Here is a 22,788-nt window from a genome sequence, read left to right as displayed (position 1 = left end):
ACAAGAGAACTTCTTTACGTTCTCTTGTTTTACATATCTGTTATCACTAATATAAACGTTCCAAATAAGAAAAAAGTTGCACCAAACCACGAGTGGTAGTGCTCTTTTTGATTTCTTTCAAACTTCCATTCTTCAAATCCTCGAAGTACGTACAGGAGAAAAAAGAAAAGAAACATAAAAACGGAGGCGTAAGCTGGAGGTATAACAAAGATCAATACTAAAAATGCAGCAAGCATCACCATTTCGATTGTGACAAACAGCGGACGCCTTCCTTTAAAGCTTCTCCAATAGTTTTTTTCATCTTTGTATGTAGCTTTTTTCGCAGGCAAAGATCCAGAAAGATATAGACAGCTGCCAGAACAACCAAATACACGAGCGTCATTTCCATTCCTCCTTTCACTTGAAATATCCTTATACTTCCATTTCAAATAGCTTTCCACAAATTTCAAGAGTCTGAAAAATCTTTATCCAACTTATTGGTGCAAGCATTCATATATTCAAAAATCGCTAATATATTGACTAATATACAGGTTAAATTCACTGTATAAACTCATCTAGAGGGGGACATCAAGTTATGAGAATAAAAGAAGTGAAGCAAGGTGCACTCGCAGCGCTGAAAAACCGCTGGGGATTCGCCGTACTGCTTACGTTCGTTACGTACTTGGTTACTGCCGGTATTCCAGCGCTTATTGACCTTTTGATCAATGGATTTCCAAGCGGATCCGAAACCGAATACTCACAGTCTACCTTGGCTAATATTGTATCTCTGCTGCTCGTACCGCTCTTTTTTTCTTACTACTGGGTACTTTTGCGTTTAGTGAGAGGAGAAAGCGTCTGTGTAAAAAATGTGTTTGATTCGTTTTCATCTGCAGGATTATATTTTAGAACACTCGGACTTTACTTGCTAACTATTATTTATACTGTATTATGGAGTATTTTATTAATCATTCCGGGCATCATCAAAAGTCTTGCCTATTCACAGGCTTACTACGTATTCCGCGATAACCCAGATTATTCGGTCAATCAGTCTATTACTGAAAGCAGACGGTTAATGAACGGCTACAAGTGGTCCTACTTTTTACTCCTTTTAAGCTTTATCGGCTGGGGAATTTTAAGCCTGATTACGCTTGGCATTGGGTTATTATGGCTCGTTCCGTATGTAACGACTTCGCTTGGCGTATTTTATGAAAAGCTAAAAGCGAATGAAGCAGAAGTCGCTGAATAAACGAAAAACCGTATTCGGGTTGCGAATACGGTTTTTTTATTTAGGTTTAGTATTCTCTCCATATACATTAGTTGAAATTTGTACCCTGTTATTCGTTTAATGAGATAGTAAACTATATTACCATCGAACTATATCCCCTAGAAACAGTAGCTAAATAGCCACTATTTTTTGATTTTCCCTTCTTTTTTAACGTAAAAATAGAAAAATCCCATACAGCTTACATATTTTCTAATAAATCTATGAATCTCCTAAACATTTCTACCTAGATGAATTGTCAGAATTATTACAGAGAAGGTGACAATTCTACTTATATCGCCCTTTAATATTAAAACTATGTTACAAAATGTCGTAATTTGGAATTAGATGTTTACTTTTCCTGTCAGGATTGATAGACTCACAGTTGTGAATAAAACAAGTTATGGAAAGGGAGAAAGAACATGCTAAAGAAAGCAAATCGTACAGTTATGAATATGGGGTTAGCAGCATTACTTGTTCCCGCTGCCCTAACATTTAGCACAACTTCAGCAAGTGCAAATGACGGAGGCGCTGCACCAGCACCCGTACAAGAAAAGGTAATGCCAACAAGCGTACCTCAACAACAAGCAACTACTACTACTAATCAAAAAGTCATCGTAAACGTAAGTGCGTTAAATATTCGTCAAGAGGCTAGCTTTTCATCTCCAGTAGTTGGAACTGCAACACAAGGCCAAGAGTTTGCTATTTTAAAAGAAGCAAACGGCTTAGTTGAAATTGCACCAAACAAATGGATTTCAAAAAGCTCAAGCTATGTAACAATTGCATCAGGTAAACCAAACACAACAAGCCAAGTAAAAGGTGTAAGCACATCAACTCCTTCTACTTCTACAGCATCTGCATCTACATCTACATCTGCAGCACAAGAAACAAGCACACCAGCACCTGCTCCAACAACAAGCACGGCTTCTGGAAGCACAGTAAATGTTGCACGTAGTTTAGTAGGATCACCTTACCAATGGGCTGGAAATACACCAAGCGGTTTTGACTGCTCAGGCTTTATCGCATACGTGTTCAACCATAGCGGTCACAGCATTTCACGTACTAGCGTAGCAAACTACTGGAACATGGCGACAAAAATTTCGTCTCCACAACCAGGCGATCTAGTATTCTTCCAAAACACATACACAAGCGGTCCATCTCATATGGGAATCTACATCGGAAACGGCCAAATGATTCATGCCGGTTCACACGGTGTAGCTGTAGCTGACTTAGACGTTTCTTATTATCAAGATCATTTCTTAGGATACGGACGTTTCTAAGAAAAAAATGCCCTCTAATCGTTAGATACGTTCTAACGATTAGAGGGCATTTACTTTTTATCGCTGCGCTACTGAAAGCGCCTTTTCAATGCGCGTTTGAAATTTATGCTTCCAGTCTTCAGCTAGCTCAGCTACTTCTAAAGCCCGCTTCATCCCTACTACATCTTTTGGACGATGGAAATATAAATCAAGCGTGAACCATACGGATACTTGGTTTGGATGAGCTTGAATCAATTTCACTTCTGCATCTTGCGTAATGGTTCCTTCTTGGAGCACGCGGCAAAGATAGCCGGTATAGCTTGTCTCAATCATTCGTTTTAAAATCCCTTTAACGCCAGTTCGCTTTGTAATCGTGTCGCATGGATTTCGTCCTTGCGTAACTTGAATAACGGCGTCTCCTACTTGATAAATGTCTCCAATACATACCTCTTTTTCAACCATGCCTGCCACAACAAGATTTTCTCCAAACGCAGACATTGGCAGCTCCGTATCAAACTCTTCGTTCCATTTTTTGTAGTGCTCATACGGATACACGCACACAGCACGATCCGGTCCGCCGTGATACTTTAAGTTCGCTACGCCGTCACCTTGAAACCCTTCTTTTGCTAAAAAGGTCTCGTCTACTTGCTTCTTGCATATGCCTGTGCGCATTTCTTTATCAGGACTATACTCCATTTGCTCAGGCATGCCGGTTGCTAAATGAATAATTTCACGTTGATTCATCCATACCTCTCCCTTCCCCGTTTTTCTTTATTAATTACGTCATATTTTACCACATTTTAAAGATGAGGCTCTTATTTTTCCTGTATTTCACTAAAATCTTGGCAATATCATGAAAGTTTAAAAAATATTTCACAATTATATTAAAAATATCTTCATTTCCTCTTTTTCTTTCGTTCAAAATGATTTAAGATAGTAGAGGCTGTCGAAATATAAGTTATTATGTCAGCTCTGCATGTTTTTTTACATAATAGCACATAGTAAATATTATTTTACAATTACGTCATTTTTAAAATGGCCTAAAAAATTTTGCCCATTTTTACTAAAACTAGCGTGAAAGTCCTGATTTTTATATAAAATAGAGGCCGATTTACATAGTCATTTCTATGCACGTCCCTCTTTTATAAATATAGAATACATGTAAGGAGAAAAGTAAATGTCAATTTTAATGGGAATTATCGGAATTGTAATTGTCTTAGCAGTTGCGTTCCTAATGTCAAACGACAAAAAACTTATCAACTACAAAGGCATCGCAGTTATGCTTGTCATTCAGCTTGCTATCTCTGCTTTTATGATGAATACATCGATTGGTCGCAAGGTGCTTGACTTTATTACGAGTGTATTTACAAAGATCTTATCATTTGGTAACGACGGAATTTCGTTCGTGTTTGGAGATCTTGCAGGAAAAGGCATTTTCTTTATCCAAACGTTAGTTATGATTGTATTCGTTTCAGCATTATTAAGTATTTTAAACTACTCTCGTATTTTACCCTTTGGGATCAAATATATTGGAGGACTTGTTTCAAAAATTACCGGACTTCCCCAAATTGAAAGCTTCACAGCTGTGAATGCGATGATTTTTGGTGATACAACGGCTTTGATTGCGGTTAAAAACCACATCGGAGGTTTAACCCCAAACCGTTTATTTATCGTCACAACAACATCTTTAGTATCCGTATCTTGTTCGATTTTAGGCGCGTACATGCAGATGATTCCGGCTGAATACGTATTAATTGCGCTTCCGCTAAACGTATTCTCTGGCTTGATTGTTTCTTCTATTGTAGCACCTGTAAAAGTGGAAGATGAAAATGAAGTCGATATTAAAGCGCCTGCTAAGCAAGGCACGCTGTTTGAAGCAATCGGTGACGGAGCACTAGACGGCGGACGCGTTGCGTTAATCGTAGCAGCTATGCTTGTGACGTACGTTGGTCTTTTAGCATTAGTGAACTACGTATTAAACGGCGTAATCGGATTAACCGTTCAAGATATTTTAGGCTATATCTTCTACCCAATTGCCTTTATCATGGGTATTCCGGCAGATGAATTAATGAGAGCCGGTGGCGTTATGGGAACAAAAGTAGTAGCAAACGAATTCGTTGCGATGCTTGACTTCCAAAAAATGATGCCTCACCTTTCTGAAAAAACAGTCGGGATCGTATCAGCTTACTTAATCTCATTTGCGAACTTCAGCTCAATCGGAATTGTTCTTGGTACCATCCAAGCAATCAACGGCGAACAAGCTTCACGCGTTGCAAAGTTCGGCTTAAAAATGCTGTTAGTCGCAACAATGGGCTCTATTTTAACAGGTATTATGGTTGGATTGTTTATTTAATGAAAAAGCACTCACTTTGGTGAGTGCTTTTTTTGTGTTTGGGGCGGTTCTTTTGGATAAAAAGCTGCATAGTAAACAAAAGAACCCTTAGCTGAATCCTGTATCTGACCCCTACTGCTGCAAGGGTTCTTTTTGTATTTGATTCTTATAAGAGACATTACTTTAACTAAGAGTGTGTACTATATACAGCCCAAAATAGAAAAACCTACCGCACCCAAGGTAGCTTTTTATTTTGCCATCTTTTAATCTGGACAAAATATAAGATTATAGGGTAGTTTATATTTGCACATGTTTCATCTTTTATCGAGTATATGTAGAAACCATACAAATCAGAAAAGCTCTCATTAATGAGAGCTTTTCTGATGTCTTTATTTTTTCTTCCCATCCTCTATACATAAAAATGGGAGAAAAATAAAAAAGCCTAAATAAAACGGCTTTTTTATTCTAAGAGTAAATTATTGTTCTGTTAGTTCAAATATAGAAACACTTTGCTTATTATTTGGTTCATCCAGGTTATGAATTGTAGCTACTCCATTTTGTTGGTCTACATGCTCAATGTAAATACTTTTCCCATTATATATTACTTTGGCCATGTCCATTGAATCGGCAATTTCTTGTGCTCTTTGTGCATCCACCTTTATCTAGCCTCCTTTTTATTTATGACAGTGACAGTATTTGTTTTTAATTAATTTTTATACATCTAATTCCTCTATATAAAATCAATTTTAATTTTTTAAATGAGACATTAAGTAGTAAAGGAAACTTTGATAAATGAATAAAACTTATTAAAGGATTTGCAAAACTTTTAGTGTAGTATATAGAGCATAAAGCAGGCGGTATTCAATGTCTCCAACTAGCTTATTTAATACAAACAAATTTCAGCATAGTTCATATAAATTATGTTGATTTTCATGGTGATTCTATAGGGTGTTATGAGTGTGGCGAAAATCTTGAGATAGAACCCTTTCCCTTGTCCCAAAGTCTTTAACAAGAACTTGAAGAATCGCAAAATAGTTATGGTGAGTGGATCGATCTTTGTACAGGTTCCCTTAAAGAAAATGGACTAGCTATAAAGAGAAAGCATAACGGGAAGGGATTATAATTATTTAAATAAAAAGGCAGTTGGGGAAGAGTTGTTTCATTATTTTTGTTCCTTCAAAATCAGGAAAATGATATTTAGAACATGAAGAAGAATAAAAATCAGAAACATAGTAGTCGGGCTTGTTTTTGTTGTGGTAAAATCTATAACTTCATAAAATCATTGTGTTATTTGTTGATGAGTTGATCAAAGGGAGAGCTGTTACATGAATAAAATCAGAGTTTACACCTTAGTAGATGGAAGTGAGCGAACCATCAAAATAAAAAAAAGAATGACATTAAGAGAAGAGATGAATATCTTAGGGATAAGAGAGTCAGATATATTACATATAAAATTAATTTCAGAGGATAAAAATAGAAGGTTAGATACATGGACTAAAACACTTAATAGTAGTGGATTTTATCGTATATAGTTCAAATTAAAAAAACAATGTAAGCCAGGAAAAAGATCCTTTTATCTTACATATAAAAATAACGTTGAAAATATTTTATTTGTAAAAGATCCCTTTATTATTTACCTTGTAGTCAAACAATTTATTTTGCTACTTGAAATAATGCCTCTTTATTAGAGATGGAATCGAGAAAATAATTTACAAGTCGATTAGTAAGTTAAACATTACTTACTAAAAAAGCTATCTCCTTCATTATTTGAGATAGCTTTTTATTTTATTATTCAGTGTAATCTTCTTCTGGAATCTTAATTAAAATGGCAATAGCTATTGTTGTCAAAAATATAACCCCTAAAGTTATCAATAAACTCGTACTCATGTGCCTCATCTACCCTTCCATCTTCATCCCTATGATTCCATTTTAGCAGAGGAAATTAGCTGATAAAACTGGAAATGATAGCGTTTTACTAAAAATTATATATATGTTAAAATAATTTAGTTGTTTTAACTCAACCAATGTATTCAATTTTTCGCTTGAGTAGAGCAAGCTACCTCTTTCCTATTTTGAGGTAGCCCTTTTTTAATCGTAACAACATAAAATCTTTGTTTTGGATATATTCCTTCCTATCCTCGGTTTACATTCGTTATTCACGAATTTGTTCAATCTCTTCTTCTGTAAGCTCCGTTAATTCAGATATTGTTTGGGTATCCATACCTTTTTGTAGCATTCTTAACGCTACTCTCTTAACAGCTCTTTTTCCCCCTTGTTTTTCAGCTTTTTTTAATGTGAATTTTTCATCTACTTCGAATTCCTGGTTTACTTCATAAGTCATTAAAATTTCTGGGTCCTGAGTTACACGTGCCCATTCATTCATCGCATTTTTCAAAGTTTGATCTTTCTCCATTACAACTTCCTCCAAAAATGAGTAAAATCTTCATCTCTTGACACATTAAACAACAGTAACTGTTTTACTAATTATGTGTCCTTTTCCCAATACTATTCTCGCTTATTCCAAAATCAAAATACTCCCATAAAGCTTGTCTGTCCACCCTAAAACTGAAAAAGTAAAATTACTGCATTAGGTGAGGAGTAGGTAGTAATGTAAAATGTGCTCAGTTGTTTATATGCTGGGGTTGGCCTAGTGGTAAATAGGACTTTGATTCAGAAGCAACTAACAAATTATTTATTTAATTTATATGTTTTTTTCTTATAGTTGCACATATTAAAAACAATACTAGATGAAAGCGAGATGAGATAAGTAATGTCAAAACAAGGGATACAGAAAAAGAATCAGACAAGAGAGCAAATAGAGAAGCAAGATAAAAGAAATGATGTTGAATTAGGTAATGAATTTCAAATTGGCAACACAAGTTCCCAGAGCCAGAAAAAAAGTGGACGTCAAGTAAATAAAAAATAAATTCAATCGTTCGAGGATAATAAGAAACCTCAGTTCAAATTTATGACTTGAACTGAGATTTCTTTTATAGAGTGCGGAAGACTTATGTGCAAAAGAGGCACCAAGCTAAAGAGAATTTGGGTTCTATTATGAAAACAGAATTAAAATAAAAAAGAAAGTATACCCATTAGATAATCGTTAAGTAATGAGGAAATATTTTTTGGGAACCCCCCTGTCCAAAATCAAGTCAAATTCATTCATCACCTATTTGGATTAGCTTCATAAAGTCGAATATTAATGGGATATTATATACTTGTTTCAGACAAATGCAATTTGCGCACCAAAATTATAAATAGAGTCCTTTAATATAAATAGACGCGATATTCTTAGCAATTTGTTCTACAGGGTGCTCATATTCATTACGAACAATTTCCCAAAGGTACATTTCATTAGTGAAAAACCAACCTCTTGCTACTAACTCGTTATGTAACTCTTTGCGTGCTAATCCATTGCGTTGCGCATAGGCAATGTCTTGTGAAATTCGTTGAATAAATTTTTCCTGAATGTTTTTCCATTTCTCTGAAACGAGAGAGGAAATGCCAATAGCTTGCTCAAACACTTGCAACATTTTTCGTTCATCCTCAGCCATTTTTAAAAACTCATTTGTTTGTTTATGAATCATTTCTTCTGCTTCATTTATAGATGCGGGTAAAAATGCAGCCTCGGCAATTTCATAAAATTTCTCCATAACATTTAGGCAAGATATTCCCTTAAAATTACACTATACCCGTACGTCATATCCTCCTTTTTTAATGGAGCAATCCAACTAATAAGGATCGACTTCGTGACTTTTCTTTACAGCATCTTTTGTTGCTTCATTTGCAGCTAATGTACCTTGTCCATATTTTGATTTCCCTGCCTCACGACCAGGCAACTCGTTTGCAGTTTTCATATCCTGCATTTCATGTAGTTTCTTTTCAATACCTTCCTTCACACGGCGGCCATATTCTTCATCAGCTTGCGTAAAATGAGAAATCATCGTTTCTTGAATTTGTTTATCACAAATCGCAAGTGCATCGGATAGATTTTTAATCAATTCATCGCGCTCCCAATCTTCAAAACTACGGTACGTGTGACCTGCTTGACCATAGTTGTTAGGACGATCAATTGGTGCACTCATTGCGGCCGCATTATACATTGGTTGATGTGGAACACGATCTTTCTTACTTTCTTCCTGAAAGCCACCAAGCATTGAAGGCTCATAGTTAATATGTGGATTATCACCAGATTCTTTTGGATCACGGGTATCCATTTGACCGCGCTGCTGGTTCGTATGAATAGGCACTTTTGGTGCATTCACAGGTAATTTTAAATAGTTCGCACCTACACGGTAGCGCTGTGTATCTGAGTAAGAAAACGTACGACCTTGTAGCATTTTATCGTCCGAGAAGTCCATTCCATCCACAAGAACTCCAGTACCGAAGGCAGCTTGTTCGATTTCTGCATGGAAATCCTTTGGATTACGATCTAGAACCATACGCCCGACTGCCAACCATGGAAACTTATCTTCAGGCCAAAGTTTCGTATCATCGAGGGGATCAAAATCAAGCTCTGGATGGTAATCATCCTCCATAATTTGCACAAAGAGCTCCCATTCTGGATAATCTCCACTTTCAATAGCTTCGTATAAATCTTGTGTTGCATGCCCCACGTTTTTTGCTTGTATCGTATTTGCCTCTTCTTGTGTTAAGTTCCGAATTCCCTGCTTCGGTTCCCAGTGATATTTCACTAGCACAGCTTCACCTTTATCGTTTACCCATTTATAGGTGTTTACACCAGATCCCTGCATGTGACGATATGTTGCTGGAATCCCCCATGGAGAGAATAAAAATGTAATCATGTGGGTAGCCTCAGGTGTACGCGAAACAAAGTCAAACATTCTTTCAGGATTTGGCACGTTTGAAGCTGGATCTGCTTTAAACGCATGAATCATATCAGGGAATTTCATTGCATCACGAATAAAGAAAATCTTTAGGTTGTTCCCAACCAAGTCCCAATTTCCCTCTTCCGTGTACATTTTTACGGCAAATCCACGTGGATCCCGAGCTGTTTCCGGAGAATCTTTTGCTCCGGCAACTGTAGAGAAACGAACCATCAACGGTGTTCTCTTGCCGGCACCTGAAAATACTTTCGCGCGAGTATACTTCTCTACTGGTTCATCCCCGACTTTTCCATATGTTTCAAAATAGCCAAATGCTCCAGATCCTCGTGCGTGTACGACTCGCTCCGGAACTTCTTCCCGATCAAAATGAGAAATCTTTTCGATAAAGTGATAATTTTCAAGTGTTGCTGGACCTCGATTTCCAATTGTACGAATGTTTTGGTTATCTCTTACAGGATGTCCCTGACGTGTAGTCAGTGTTTCACGTTTCATATCATCTCTGTTTGAAGCATTGACATCTTTATTCTCTGCCAAAATGAAAACCTCCTTCGAATAATCACTTTAATCTTTTTCCCTTTATTGGAAAATATATTCAGTAATACTCAATTTCTCATGATTTATCCCTCAAACTATGAATTCCAATCTATATATGCACGAACCCAGATCTTAAATGTTTCATTCATAAGAAACAATTGATTTTTTAACTTATTCCATGTTTTTAAACTCACGATTATTATGTAGATTTTTAATAAAAAGAAAATATACCGCAGTAGGTGATCGCTAGGAGATTATCGAATATGTTATAGGTAGCAAAACCGTAAATCGGATGCCTCAGGTTTCAAGCGAAGATTTTGTTTTTTAATGATTGCTAAAATATATATGAGGTGAGAATATGTGTGGAAGATTTTCTTTAGCGACAGATATATCTGTACTTCAAGAACGGTTTAACTTTGAATGGAGGAATGAAATAACGATTAATCCGAGGTTTAATGTAGCTCCCTCCCAACAAATTCTAACTATACAATCTGATGGAGAAAAAAGATTGGACTACTCACTATATGAAAGACTATGAAAATAAATGTAAACAAGCTGAATTCTTTGTTTTACCACATCAGGGTCATCAATTGCCTACTAAAAGCTGGAACCAGTTTAATGAATTAATCACAGGATTTGTCTTAAACAGGTTGGATTTGAGTCAATAATTTGGACACAAAAAGTTAAGTCTTAAGCTGTTTTTTATAGAACTACTTCTTGTTATTTCATTAATCTTAACTTTCCTATTTTATTGCACTCCCTCCATTAAAAATTATCTTCATCACCAGAAAATATTTCGGATTTTAACATGATAGTTATTAAAGGCTTAAACAAGAAATTTTAGGGTTTATTTATGTTTAAAATGCTCTTTCTTTGCTCCTGTTTTAAGCGTAGCTCTATTTTTTTATCTAACGTATTATGTACGATCTGGATGATTATACATACGAACGGTAAGATTACAGTAATAAATAAAGCGTATGGTGCGTGAAAGGAAAAGTACAGTATTGCTACAAGGAGAGATATAGCACAAATAAAGTTGATTATCCATTTTCTACTTCTATGAGCTTCAAGGTTTTTTCAAGAAACTGTTTTTGTCCTTCTTCCCTTCTTATACTTTCTAAATGATTATGTGTAGGATTCATCGTTGTTTCTCCCCAATAAAACTAATTTTGGACAATCTACGTATTATGCTGTTCCCAAGATGGCGCCTTCTTGGAACAAATAACACATAGTTTTTTCCTTTTTATTATAATTAATCAATATTAAAAGTTCTAACTAATTTTGCACAAAATATCCAACAAGTAAATCTTTTGTTTGTTGGATATGAGAACCTTTAAATTTCATTCCTCTGTTCGTAGCTGCCCATAATCCATTAAAATTACTCCTCATAAAGAAATTTTGTTCTTTATTCAATAAAAACACTTAACTTTTTCCCTATTATTGATATTACTTATACTTCATCTTGCTCCATTTTATAATATAGGTGCCATTTACATAGTCACACGTATCACGTTTTAAATAGAAATCCACTGGGTACATGATATACACAATGAGGGTGGAATTAAATATGAAAATAAGTTTTCGTTTAATTAAAATTTAAGGAGATGGGAGAATGGGAACGAGAAAACGAGTTGCAGGAACTTTTCATCCGGAGCAAGAAGCGATACATGCAATTAAGGGGTTAAAACGTCAGGGATATCGTGAAACAGATATATTGGTAGTAGCAAAGGATAGAAGTAACACTGTACAGTTAGGGGTCGAAACAAATGTAATGATAGAAGCTGGAACGCCAGCTGTAAGTTCATTGGCAGGTGTGATGATGGATAGCTTTCTTACCATGATGACAGGTGGAATGGCTACTGCTACACAAGCTGGGGATCTAACTTCAAAACTTGTTAGAATGGGCATTCAAAGTTTTACTGCAAAACAGTGTGAAATGGATGTAAAGGAAGGGAAAATTCTTGTCCTAATTGATGTGGATGAAACTCAAACAATTCCTTCTTATACTACGGCTAGCGAGGTTCCACACGAGACAGAGGAGCATAGGTCAGTGCAACTTCGCGAAGAGCAACTCGATGTAAGGAAAGAACGTGTTCAGACTGGGGAAGTACAACTTCGTAAGGAAATTGTAGAAGAATTACGAACTATCCAGGTTCCGGTTATGCGTGAGGAAATCTACGTAGAACGTCGACCGGTCATAGACGGTCAGTATGATGGTAGCCCATTGACAGAGAACAAGATCATTCGTATTCCTATTATGGAGGAGCGAATTGAAGTAACCAAGAGACCTGTGGTTGTGGAAGAAGTGGTCATTGGCAAGCGTAAAATTCAAGAGATTAAAGAAATAAAGGATACTGTCCGAAAGGAAGAAGCACAAATTGAACAGTCAGAACTTCCCGCGGTTCCTGAACTTGCTGACTCTGAAATTTATCAAAACATGGATAATTACGTAGATCAAAGTTATCAAGAAGTTGCTGCTTCAATTGCTTCTGATGCTCCAAAAGAGGAGAAAGTTAAACTTTCCCCCAACAAGAAACAAGAAGCTCAACTTAAAGTGACAACTTCTCCTGTTATCAAAGAGATTGAAGAGGTTACAGCCTCAGTAAACAATCAGAAAACAGAAAGTCAAGTTAAAGATACGGATATTACAACTTCTGAAAAAGGGAAAAATAATGAGAAATCAACAAACAAGCAAAAGAAATAAGTAAGTCTTTTATAAGATTTATAAATAGAAGGAATAGTTGAGAAGGTTTAAGGGTGGGCTGCCTAGCTTTATTGGCAGCTTTTTTTTATTTTCCTTCCTCACTTAAATCGTAAGCCTTATTTATTCAACAATAAAAGTCCTCAATTTTCATTACAGAACTTTAATCAATTTTTTCAGTAATGAAGATTCTAATAAAAAAGCAACCTCAAAGGTTGCTCTCTACTAAAGTGTACATAAGTTTGATTATCGGTACTTCAAGGTAAATAAAAAAGAGAAGGATAAAAACCTTTTTCTTTTTGCTATAGCTTCGATACATATAGGCTTTCTCCATTCTAAATGGTGCTAGAAGAAATCGTTTTTTTACTAGAGGCAGGCTGAAAAGGTTGAGCAAATCCTTCACCAAACACCTCATTTGCCTCACAAAAAATGATAAACGCGCCAGGATCAATTTTTTGCACCATAGATCTAAGGTCTTTTATTTTTAAGGAATCTAGGACCGTCATCATAATAATTCTTTCATTGTTTGTATAACCTCCTGCTCCCGATAATTTTGTTAGACCTCTATCTAATTCATACAGGGCAGACTCGGATATTCTCCCTTCAAATTCCTTAGATGATATGATATATGCTACTTTGAATTCTTTACTTTTCCCATAAATAATATCCATCGCCTTTCGCGTCAAAAATGCCCCAATTAGAGCGTACAAGGCTTTTTCAGGCGAAAAAATAAGTCCTCCTGCAATCATAACAGTTGCATCCATAATCAATATGGATTTACTGTGCTTAACAGATTTCAACTTATGTAAAATCTGAGCAATTAAAGTAAAGCCACCGGTATTCCCACCCACTCTAAATACCAAACCTAATCCTATTCCTACCCCTAATCCACCGTAGATAGAGGCTAATAGAGGATCGTTTGTAAGGGGAGGTAATTCACTCGTGAGGTAAACAAAAAAAAGGTATTGATAAAGAACCAATCACCGATTTTATAATAGACCGCACGCCTAAAAAAGAACAACAAATCACCAATAAAACCAACGTGATTACCCATAAAACAATAGCTATAGGGACATGCAATATGGAACCAAGAATAAGAGCTGCACCTGTTAAACCGCCAGAGGCAATTTGATTGGGATTCTGTAATAAAGTAAAGGATAAAGCAATAATAAACGTACCTACTAACAAAAATATGTAATACTTAAAATGTTTCATAAAATTTTTCTCCTTTCTATTATTAAGAGATTATAAGTCTTAAAGAAATTTCTAGCAATGAAGCCAATTAACGCTTTTTTGTTTTTATGCTTTTCTATATTAAATTGAAAAATTTTTTAGTGTTATGCCGCCTTAATTGGTCTCGTGGGCCTTATTCTCTTGCACTTTATAGGTCTTATAAGATAGACAACAAATCGAAGTATTGACCAAAATACAAATATCAAGAATCCATCACAGGAGCATTGTATGTATGTTTCAAGTTCTAGAAAGGAAAAAAACAAGATTAAATAAAAAAAGAGAAAGGAAATCTTTTTCTTTTCTAATTTTTTTATAGAAATTATATATAGATCTTCTTTAGATGTTTAGCTCATAATAAAAAGCTTTATAAGTTTCGCAGTATTATATTTATAAATTTTTTAACTTACTTACATATTATTCAATTAAATCAATTAACAGGATAATATACGCGTTTTGAACACAATTTATGATTTTATTTAAAATTTTTGTTGTTATAATACTTAATGTACGCGTTTTGAATAAAAATCCTGGTTTATAATATTATTTTTATTTTAATAATGGATAACAAACGGAAAATTAATAATTTTTTAAATTTTTTCAAAAAAGTTTATTTTTTATATTGAAATATGTAATTTGACTGTTTATAATACAAAAAAGATAAGTTATTTGTAATGTAAGTTGTCTGAAAATTTAATTTTTTATGAAGAATATTATTAATGGGGGTTTCACCGTGTCAAACAAAGTACCGTTTTCCTTTATAGTAATCATTGGTTTAATGTTATTTGCATTATTTTTTGGAGCTGGAAATTTAATATTCCCTGCTATGCTTGGTCAGTCAGCCGGAGTAAATATCTGGTCAGCAAATGCGGGTTTTTTAGTTACTGGGGTAGGCTTGCCTTTACTTGGTGTACTAGCTTTTGGTTTCTCCGGAAAGGAAGATTTACAATCATTAGCAAGTCGCGTACATCCTATCTTTGGTTTAGTATTTACAACTGTTCTTTATCTAGCTATTGGACCTTTATTTGCTATCCCACGAACAGGTAACGTCTCTTTTGAAATCGGACTTAAACCTTTTATTTCTGAAAGCTCTAGTTCTATAGCTTTACTTGTATTTACCATTATATTTTTCAGTATTACATGCTTTTTTTCTCTCAATCCCGCGAAAATTGTCGATATTGTCGGAAAATTCTTAACGCCAATTAAATTAACATTCATTGGAATTTTAGTTCTAGTTGCCTTTATTCATCCTATTGGAAATTTTCAAGCACCTACAGAGAAATATATAACAAACTCTTTTTTTAATGGGTTCCAAGAAGGATACCTAACAATGGATACTCTTGCATCTTTCGTTTTCGGAATCATTATTATCAATGCAATTAAAGAGAAAGGCGCTAAAACAAAGAAGCAAATTATAACTGTGTGCCTAAAAGCTACGGGAATTGCTGCTATTATTCTTGCAACTATCTATTCTGCTCTTTCATATATGGGCGCTTCAAGTGTAGAAAAGCTTGGACATTTAGAGAACGGAGGTGCGGTGTTAGCAAAAGTATCTGATTATTATTTTGGAGAATATGGAGGAGTACTACTAGGCTTAATGATCACAGTAGCTTGTCTGACAACTAGTGTAGGGCTTATTACTTCATGCTCTTCTTATTTCCATAAATTATTACCATCTATTTCTTATAAGAAAATTGCGATTAGCTTATCTGTATTTAGCGCAATAATCGCAAATGTTGGATTAAATCAATTAATTTCTTTTTCAGTACCTGTTTTAACAGTTCTCTATCCATTAGCAATTGTTCTAATCTTTTTGACTTTCCTTCATTCTTTATTTAAAGGATGTGCTGAGGTATACCAAGGTAGCCTATTCTTAACATTTGTTGTAAGCCTGGTAGATGGATTAAATGATTTTGGCTTACACATCCCTGGTATTGATCAATTATTTACTTACTATCTCCCTCTCTACCATATCGGATTAGGTTGGATATTCCCTGCAATTATTGGAGGTCTTGCAGGTTATGGAGTTAACATGTTTAAAAACAAAGAACAATTCACTTCTAAATCAACAAGGTTAAATAAATAATTTTACTTTAATTCTCTGGTTAAATTAAAGCATTTAGAAGAGCATTTTGAAGCCTACTTTTATTACTATTTGGTACTTAATATAAAATTAGATTTCAATTAACCTCTAGACAAGGGCGTAGAATTATGGAAAAAACGTCACAGGATTATACGTGTATGGATGCATTATTATTCAACTTAAAGTTAATGCAATTAAGTAAAGCATTATGGAGAGCTATTGGAAATGATTGGGAGCAATTTAAACCCTACCACCTCAATATTAACGAATATCATATTTTATGTCTTACTAGCGATTTGATTAAAGTCTCTGTTTCAGAAATGTCCAAACTGGGAGCTATGCATATTTCTACACTCTTCAGTCGCTCTATAAGTCAATATTAACCTATTATTTGGACTTAAAAACCTAAAATCCTTCTAAAAAGCCACTCTTTCAGGGTGGCTTTAATTATACAAATGTTAATGTGTTACGCTACCAAATAGATACCAATTAGGTAATGAGGTCGAAATTCTTTAGATACTATGTAGCTGCTGCAGTAAGCTTGCCCCGGCTACTTAAAAAATAAAAAAGAAAAGGGAAACCCCTTCTCTCCAACTATAATGAAGTACAAAATATACGCTATAACGACCGATAGGGCGTTATTATTTTGCCTAACGCGAGTATGACTCTTTAATAAAATGAATATTTACAATGTTAAAATTCTTCTAAGATTAAACTTTATTTTTAATATAAATCAGAAACTTATTTTATAAGAATTGAGACTGCACTATACATTAATAATAAAGCCATAACTATATTAAATTGATTTCTATACTTTGAGAGGAATTTTTGAAAAAATGAACCAAATAAACTCCAACAAAATGTACTCATAAAGCCAATAAAAGCTAGAAATAGTGAATACATTAGTAAGCTAAAGTTTGAATTGTGATATGGAAGGATGAAGGTTGCTATAGCTGTTATACCATATAAAATGCCTTTTGGATTTATAAATTGTAAAAGCATCCCCATGAAAAAACTGTTATTCCGATCTTCATTGTTATTTTCATTATCACCCCTACTCCGAATAATTTTTATGGCTAGATACATCATATAACCTGCACCTAGGACAGTCATAAAGAATTCAATTTTTGGGATGGAATTTTTGAGTAAAAGATTAAGATAACTACACAACAACATGACTATAAGGAAACCTGCACCTACTCCTACACAAAACTTTAATGTCTTTTTCAAACCATATTTGTTAGCAAATAACATGGCCATAATATTATTAGGTCCAGGGGTAAAACTGGTTACAAAGACATATAGCAAGAATGATAATACTGGCATATTTGAACCTCCTCTAATATGTATATTATAATGTTCAAAAAGGACATTCTATTTCATTAATGTTATGAGCATTTGTATTTGGATTTGTGGGGTTATTTAAAATAATGGGAGTATAATACGATTCACTTTCATCTTTATTGGTATTCCTATTACTCTTTTTTATTATTGGGTTTATAGTTGATCTCCTATCAATCTTTCTTATTAACACACTTTCTCAGCATATTGAAAGTTCTAAAAGAAAACTCCTTATAAGGTTTGTCATTGATTGTAGTTTTTCTTGGTTTGCTATACATACGGCTGATGAACTAATTAGAAGTATTACTGTTCACTCTATGACGGAGCTTATAGCTGTCTTTCTACTCTTTTTGTTAGAAGTAACAATGGATATGAAAAACAAGGGAAAAAGCAATAAAAAATCACTGACTCTTTGAAATCAATGAGGCCTGGGACAACGATTAATGTAAAATATAATGAGAAGAATTATCAGAGTAATACTGATAAATAAAAGAGAAGTCACCCCTTGGTAACTTCTTTTTTTATTCTAATATACATGTTTAATCAATACAAAAAGGAAAAACAAGGACCATACAGGCCCGAAAACCATAAATGATACATGCATAAGTTTTTCTGATGAAATCTTAAAGATTTTCTCGATGATAACAAAGAGAATTTCTACTATTCATATGTCAGGAGCTGAACTCATTTCATCATACAGGCGCTTCCATCCTCCATAGATAAAGATAAGTCCTACTAAAATCATGCAGTAAATAATAACAACTGCCATCCAATTCCTGCTTTCTTTGCTGTCCTAAATACCAGCTACACTTTATCAAGATCTATTTCTTGCTGCTGTTTTTCCTTCACGTTGTTCACTTTTTCTAATTAGCTTAAGGAAATGCTTTCTTGGCATGAATGGAGACAAACTTTCATTTTTGTTGCTAAATAAACCATATCAATCATTTTTCGTTTCCAAATTCAATTAATTATGGAATGGTTTACCATTCGAATTCGATTTTGGTTATCTTTACTCCAACTTAAATAGCAATTTGCAATTATATTTTATCAAGAATGTAAACTTCATAAAAATATACTCACTCGTATTTCTTTAAAACAATAGCTGCATTATGACCTCCAAACCCAAATGAATTAGATAAACCAGTATTTATTTTTACTTGACGAGCAATACCTGGTACATAATCTAAATCGCATAATGGATCGGGATTTTCTAAGTTAATTGTTGGAGGAACTATGCCCTCCTTAAGGCTCATTGCCAAAGCAATTGCTTCAACTCCACCAGCTGCTCCTAACATGTGACCAACCATAGATTTATTAGCTGTTATTGGAATCTGATAAGCCTGTTTTCCAAACAGTTCTTTAATAGCTTTTGTTTCAGAAATGTCACCCACCTTTGTACTTGTTGCATGAGCGCTAATAACATCAATTTCTTCAAGGGATATGTTTGCATTTTTTAAAGCTGCCCTCATCGCAAGATAAGCACCCTTACCCTCTGGATGTGTAGCAACCATATGGTATGCATCTGAACTTGCACCATATCCAATGACTTCCGCATGAATTTTTGCTCCTCTAGCTAAAGCATGAGATAGAGATTCTAAGATTAGAATTCCAGCTCCTTCTGACATGACAAATCCATCACGGTCTTCATCAAAAGGACGGCTAGCTTGAGTAGGGTCGTCATTTCTTGTTGATAATGCGGTAGCATTGCCAAAACTTGCTACTGATAAGTCTGTTATAGCAGCTTCTGTTCCACCCGCAAACACAGCATCAACTTCCCCAGAACGAATGAGTCTAAAGGCTTCCCCAATCGCTGTATTTCCAATGGCACAAGCAGAAACAGGCGACATAGAAGGGCCCATTGCATTCCACTTGATGCTAATTTGTGCTGCAGCAGCATTAGAAATCATGCCTGGTACGAGAGTTGGGCTGACTCTCCTTGGACCTTTCTGTCTAAGTGCATCAACATTTTCAATTAAGGTTTCAATGCCGCCTATACCTGAACCTACGTATACGCCTAACCTTTCTGGATCTATATGATTGAGATCTAACTTAGAATCTGCCCAGGCTTGTTCAGCTGCAGCTAAAGCGAATTGTGAAAAGCGATCTAAACGCCTTGCTTCTTTCTTTCCTAAAACATCATCGGCATCAAAATCTCGAACGATTCCTGCAATTTTTGCCTTATGGTCAGTAACGTCAAATGTATCTATAGAGGAGATACCGGACGCTCCTTTAATTAGGTTGTTCCAAAATGTTCTGATGTCATTTCCTATAGGCGAGACTAGTCCCATACCTGTAATCACAACTCTTTCCACTTTTCATCACTCCAAATCAATAATATACTTGTATTTTACAGTCCTTTTATCCTATTACAAGGGATTGTTTATCCTAGTATAACTACTACTAGGGTAAATTGGTATGATGAGGAGTTTTAAAAATGAATGATAAAACTAGGCTTGAAGCTTTGTCTGCATTCTTAAAAGCTAAGCGTGCTCAAATTAAACCAGAGTCTATTGGGTTACCAGCTGGAACCCGAAGAAGGACACCAGGATTACGAAGAGAAGAAGTTGCACAATTAGCAGGGGTAAGTACCACTTGGTACACATGGTTAGAGCAAGGAAGGGATATAAAAGTTTCTTCTATTGTGCTTGACTGCATCTCTACAGCTCTACAACTAAATAGCGATGAAAGAGACTATTTATATGATCTGGCATTAGAAACAAAGTCAGAAATTATTCATTCAAAAAAAGATCAATCAGAGCTTAGCCCTTCTTTAAAGCGAATACTAGCTGAATTAACCTATTGCCCGACTATCGTTACAGATCGCCATTGCCATATTGTGGGCTGGAACTCCGCAGCTGCTCATGTTTTTCTAGATTTTGAACAAATCCCAAATGATCAAAGAAATCTAATTCAATTAGTGTTCACCAGAAAAGAATTAAAAGCATTAGCTGTCAATTGGGAGCATTTTGCGAAAGGTTTTCTTGCTATTTTTCGTACCTATTATGGACACTATTTAGGTGATGAATGGTACAACCAGTTTATTAAAGAAATGAGTCATTTACACCCGGAATTCCAAGACTTATGGAAAGAAAGTCAAGTGAGTAAAGCTCCCGAAATGGTTATTGAATTTAGACATGCGAAAGCAGGAAAAATGTTATTTAATTTAACTTCTCTCCAAGTACAAGGGGATATGGATTTGCGGTGTAGTATCTACACACCAGTAGAGGAAACGGATACGGAAAATAAATTAAAACGACTAATGAAAAGAGTTTCTATAGAAAAATTATAAAGAAATTTTATTATATCAAGCAGATTGAGATGACAGCCTTCTACTTTGAGACTGTTTTTTTATGCAAATTAATTCTCAAAATTTTTGATATGGTGAAAGTTTATCATTATCCCTTTGGTGTTCTATTTTTTTACTCAAAATAAAAGAATAAAATTCAACTTTTAGAGCAAACTAAAGAAAGGAACCCCAATTCCTTTTATCTCAAAGTATGATGTTCTTAAGAAAAAGCTACTGCCTCAGGTAGCTTTTTCTTTTTTAAACAAAGCGAACATCTAGTAACTCAATTAACCTCGGTCTATGTTTTAATCCAAATACTCCATCTATAAAAACAAATAAATCCTCTAATGTATTAACAAACTGAATGAATCCGGTTTCTGTTATGCATTGGTCTTGCTTATAATATGTAAGGTACACTTGTTTATTTGTATGTAGGGCTTCAATCAAAGTGAAATTCATCTGTTCCATTTGCTCTTCTGTTAAAATAGGCTGAGCTACTTCTACTTGCTTATTTATCATTTCTTTTAAGCCTATGTATTGCTCTGGCATTGTAGCAAAAGGGCGCCATTTTTTCATTCCTCTATATTCCATATTTTTTTCCTCCTTATGATTTATGGCCACCTATAAGGCCGTTTCGATAACGAGCTGTTGAATAAGGAAGGTGACTAGACGCACGTAGTACACTATTCTTTCCATAACGCATTCGAATCTCATCAATCGTTTTGGCAAGGGCATAGGCTCTTTCACGCTGATCGATATCATCAAATAAGCTCATTTGCTCCTCTTCTTGAATGCTGGTGTTCGATAACGAAATCCCAATGGAGCGAATGGGCATGCCATTATCAAAGGTATGTAAGATGGTTAAACAATAGGGAAAGATATCTTGGCTTAGATTCGAAGCTCGCCCCATTTTCTTTTGTCTGGAGAAGCCTCCACCTGTTTGTTTGCTGTAGCTAATCGATAAATGGATAGTTTGAGCCACCACTTGATGCATGCGTAAACGAAAGCACACATCGTCTAACAGCTCTAATAGCAACAATTCCACTTCTTTTCGATTTGCATAGTCTCGAAACAGAATTTGACTCTTACCAAAGGAACGAGAGCTAGGAATGTACACATCAGAAATACGACTAAAATCAATTCCATTCGCATGTTGGTGCAACTCTTCGCCCAGGATGCCAAATTCTTTACGTAACATCTCTACAGAAGAAAGAGCCAGTTCTTTTATGGAGTGAATGCCCAAACGATTCAAACGCCTTTCCGTAGCAGACGAGATCCCCCAGAAATCCTTCATCGGATGAATGGACCACAACTTAAAGGGAATATCCTTATATCACCAATAAGCCACCCCTGTTGGGCTGTGCTTTGCCTCATGATCTAAGCTCACCTTAGCCAGTAAGAGATTAGGAGCGATTCCTGCGGTAGCTGTCAGTCTTGTTTTGCGATAGATCTCATGGATGATTTTATGGGCCAATTCTTCTGGCGTACGAGCGAATAAATGCAAAGAAGCTGTGGCATCAATAAACAACTCATCAATGCTATACGCATGGAAATCTTCAGGATCCATATACTGTAACACCAAACTAGAAATATAGTTCGAAGCCTTGATATATCTCTCCATGGATGGATTCACGACATGGATATCTTTCCTTTTAGGAATGTCGAGAAGACGACTTCCTGTTTTGATCCCTTCTTTCTTTAATAAGGGTGTGGCAGCTAACATAACCGATCCCGACCGTTTGATATCCCCTACCACAGCAAGCTTTGTTTTCAAAAGATCTAACCCCCGTATGACAGAGGAAACCGAAGATAACGATAGGTAGCCTACTAAGTGTAAAATCTGATATGATTCCATTCTCTTTTGGGCTTTCCCCCGTTCCACACCGTGCGTGAGACTTTCACCTCACACGGCGCTCCAGCAATTCCTAAGTTTGA

Annotated in this window: 22 protein-coding genes and 2 pseudogenes; 11 read left to right on the top strand and 13 right to left on the bottom strand. The window is 35.3% G+C overall.

Annotated elements, in window-relative coordinates:
• Window positions 1–29: 29 nt before the first annotated feature.
• Window positions 30–428, bottom strand: coding sequence for a DUF4181 domain-containing protein (locus M3225_RS06675; protein WP_251391924.1), 399 nt, complete (start codon window positions 426–428; stop codon window positions 30–32).
• Window positions 429–574: 146 nt separating this feature from the next.
• On the opposite strand from M3225_RS06675, the gene M3225_RS06670 reads away from it, so the two are divergent.
• On the top strand, window positions 575–1,225 hold the full coding sequence (locus tag M3225_RS06670; protein ID WP_251391922.1) for a DUF975 family protein: 651 nt from the start codon (window positions 575–577) through the stop codon (window positions 1,223–1,225).
• Window positions 1,226–1,662: 437 nt separating this feature from the next.
• Entirely contained in the window at window positions 1,663–2,520 is an 858-nt protein-coding gene (locus M3225_RS06665; protein ID WP_251391920.1) for a C40 family peptidase, read from the top strand.
• A 57-nt stretch (window positions 2,521–2,577) separates the two neighbouring features.
• On the opposite strand, the gene M3225_RS06660 is transcribed toward M3225_RS06665, so the two are convergent.
• The gene (locus M3225_RS06660) at window positions 2,578–3,243 is read right to left on the bottom strand and encodes an MOSC domain-containing protein (protein ID WP_251391918.1); all 666 of its coding nucleotides are present in this window, start codon (window positions 3,241–3,243) and stop codon (window positions 2,578–2,580) included.
• Between the two features lie 433 nt (window positions 3,244–3,676).
• On the opposite strand from M3225_RS06660, the gene M3225_RS06655 reads away from it, so the two are divergent.
• On the top strand, window positions 3,677–4,852 hold the full coding sequence (locus M3225_RS06655; protein ID WP_013058262.1) for a NupC/NupG family nucleoside CNT transporter: 1,176 nt from the start codon (window positions 3,677–3,679) through the stop codon (window positions 4,850–4,852).
• 455 nt (window positions 4,853–5,307) lie between these two features.
• Here M3225_RS06655 and M3225_RS06650 read toward each other — a convergent pair whose 3' ends face one another.
• Window positions 5,308–5,487, bottom strand: a complete 180-nt coding sequence (locus M3225_RS06650; RefSeq protein WP_251391916.1) for a small acid-soluble spore protein H — start codon at window positions 5,485–5,487, stop codon at window positions 5,308–5,310.
• 669 nt (window positions 5,488–6,156) lie between these two features.
• Here M3225_RS06650 and M3225_RS06645 point away from each other — a divergent pair.
• Window positions 6,157–6,363 carry a hypothetical protein gene (locus M3225_RS06645; protein WP_251391914.1) on the top strand — a complete coding sequence of 69 codons (207 nt, stop codon included), beginning with the start codon at window positions 6,157–6,159 and terminating at the stop codon, window positions 6,361–6,363.
• A gap of 620 nt (window positions 6,364–6,983) precedes the next feature.
• Here the strand turns inward: M3225_RS06645 and M3225_RS06640 are convergent.
• Window positions 6,984–7,244, bottom strand: coding sequence for a hypothetical protein (locus tag M3225_RS06640; RefSeq protein WP_251391912.1), 261 nt, complete (start codon window positions 7,242–7,244; stop codon window positions 6,984–6,986).
• A 357-nt stretch (window positions 7,245–7,601) separates the two neighbouring features.
• Here M3225_RS06640 and M3225_RS06635 point away from each other — a divergent pair, with 357 nt between their 5' ends.
• Window positions 7,602–7,757, top strand: coding sequence for a hypothetical protein (locus M3225_RS06635; protein ID WP_195782369.1), 156 nt, complete (start codon window positions 7,602–7,604; stop codon window positions 7,755–7,757).
• Window positions 7,758–8,082: 325 nt separating this feature from the next.
• Here the strand turns inward: M3225_RS06635 and M3225_RS06630 are convergent.
• Together M3225_RS06630 and M3225_RS06625 are read right to left on the bottom strand one after the other, a co-directional pair.
• Window positions 8,083–8,490: pseudogene (locus M3225_RS06630) on the bottom strand (TetR/AcrR family transcriptional regulator); the annotation flags it as partial.
• Window positions 8,491–8,562: 72 nt separating this feature from the next.
• The gene (locus M3225_RS06625; protein WP_285885292.1) at window positions 8,563–10,212 is read right to left on the bottom strand and encodes a catalase; all 1,650 of its coding nucleotides are present in this window, start codon (window positions 10,210–10,212) and stop codon (window positions 8,563–8,565) included.
• 358 nt (window positions 10,213–10,570) lie between these two features.
• Between M3225_RS06625 and M3225_RS06620 the strand changes: the two genes are divergently transcribed.
• Entirely contained in the window at window positions 10,571–10,750 is a 180-nt protein-coding gene (locus tag M3225_RS06620) for an SOS response-associated peptidase family protein (RefSeq protein WP_251391908.1), read from the top strand.
• Between the two features lie 1,074 nt (window positions 10,751–11,824).
• Window positions 11,825–12,916, top strand: a complete 1,092-nt coding sequence (locus tag M3225_RS06610) for a YsnF/AvaK domain-containing protein (RefSeq protein ID WP_251391907.1) — start codon at window positions 11,825–11,827, stop codon at window positions 12,914–12,916.
• A 332-nt stretch (window positions 12,917–13,248) separates the two neighbouring features.
• Here M3225_RS06610 and M3225_RS06605 read toward each other — a convergent pair whose 3' ends face one another.
• Both M3225_RS06605 and M3225_RS06600 read right to left on the bottom strand, forming a co-directional pair.
• Entirely contained in the window at window positions 13,249–13,893 is a 645-nt protein-coding gene (locus M3225_RS06605; protein WP_251391905.1) for a YitT family protein, read from the bottom strand.
• The gene (locus M3225_RS06600) at window positions 13,850–14,128 is read right to left on the bottom strand and encodes a YitT family protein (protein WP_251391904.1); all 279 of its coding nucleotides are present in this window, start codon (window positions 14,126–14,128) and stop codon (window positions 13,850–13,852) included. The genes M3225_RS06605 and M3225_RS06600 overlap by 44 nt, the downstream gene beginning before the upstream one ends.
• 748 nt (window positions 14,129–14,876) lie before the next feature.
• Between M3225_RS06600 and brnQ the strand changes: the two genes are divergently transcribed.
• Together brnQ and M3225_RS06590 are read left to right on the top strand one after the other, a co-directional pair.
• On the top strand, window positions 14,877–16,229 hold the full coding sequence (gene brnQ, locus M3225_RS06595) for a branched-chain amino acid transport system II carrier protein (protein WP_251391903.1): 1,353 nt from the start codon (window positions 14,877–14,879) through the stop codon (window positions 16,227–16,229).
• A 155-nt stretch (window positions 16,230–16,384) separates the two neighbouring features.
• Window positions 16,385–16,609: a hypothetical protein gene (locus M3225_RS06590; RefSeq protein WP_251391902.1), complete on the top strand. Its 225-nt coding sequence runs from the start codon at window positions 16,385–16,387 to the stop codon at window positions 16,607–16,609.
• Between the two features lie 358 nt (window positions 16,610–16,967).
• Here M3225_RS06590 and M3225_RS06585 read toward each other — a convergent pair whose 3' ends face one another.
• Entirely contained in the window at window positions 16,968–17,552 is a 585-nt protein-coding gene (locus tag M3225_RS06585; RefSeq protein WP_251391901.1) for a LysE family transporter, read from the bottom strand.
• Window positions 17,553–17,680: 128 nt separating this feature from the next.
• Between M3225_RS06585 and M3225_RS29885 the strand changes: the two are divergent.
• A pseudogene (locus tag M3225_RS29885) lies at window positions 17,681–17,983 on the top strand (YrvL family regulatory protein); the annotation flags it as partial.
• Window positions 17,984–18,643: 660 nt separating this feature from the next.
• On the opposite strand, the gene fabF reads toward M3225_RS29885, so the two are convergent.
• A complete protein-coding gene (gene fabF, locus M3225_RS06580; RefSeq protein ID WP_251391900.1) occupies window positions 18,644–19,879 on the bottom strand; it encodes a beta-ketoacyl-ACP synthase II in 1,236 nt (411 codons plus the stop codon).
• Window positions 19,880–20,001: 122 nt separating this feature from the next.
• Between fabF and M3225_RS06575 the strand changes: the two genes are divergently transcribed.
• A complete protein-coding gene (locus M3225_RS06575; protein ID WP_251391899.1) occupies window positions 20,002–20,856 on the top strand; it encodes a helix-turn-helix transcriptional regulator in 855 nt (284 codons plus the stop codon).
• A gap of 255 nt (window positions 20,857–21,111) precedes the next feature.
• Here M3225_RS06575 and M3225_RS06570 read toward each other — a convergent pair whose 3' ends face one another.
• From M3225_RS06570 to M3225_RS30000, 3 genes are read right to left on the bottom strand one after another with little or no spacing between them, the layout of a single operon-like run.
• Entirely contained in the window at window positions 21,112–21,444 is a 333-nt protein-coding gene (locus M3225_RS06570) for a YolD-like family protein (RefSeq protein ID WP_251391897.1), read from the bottom strand.
• 13 nt (window positions 21,445–21,457) lie between these two features.
• Window positions 21,458–22,147, bottom strand: a complete 690-nt coding sequence (locus tag M3225_RS30005; RefSeq protein ID WP_251391895.1) for a DinB/UmuC family translesion DNA polymerase — start codon at window positions 22,145–22,147, stop codon at window positions 21,458–21,460.
• Window positions 22,148–22,186: 39 nt separating this feature from the next.
• Window positions 22,187–22,708, bottom strand: a complete 522-nt coding sequence (locus M3225_RS30000; RefSeq protein ID WP_251391893.1) for a Y-family DNA polymerase — start codon at window positions 22,706–22,708, stop codon at window positions 22,187–22,189.
• Between the last annotated feature and the right edge of the window lie 80 nt (window positions 22,709–22,788).

It is taken from the genome of Priestia aryabhattai, assembly GCF_023715685.1.
Classification (GTDB): Bacteria; Bacillota; Bacilli; order Bacillales; family Bacillaceae_H; genus Priestia; species Priestia aryabhattai_B.
Note: the sequence above shows the minus strand (reverse complement) of the source record. Positions and strands in the feature narration are given on the sequence as shown.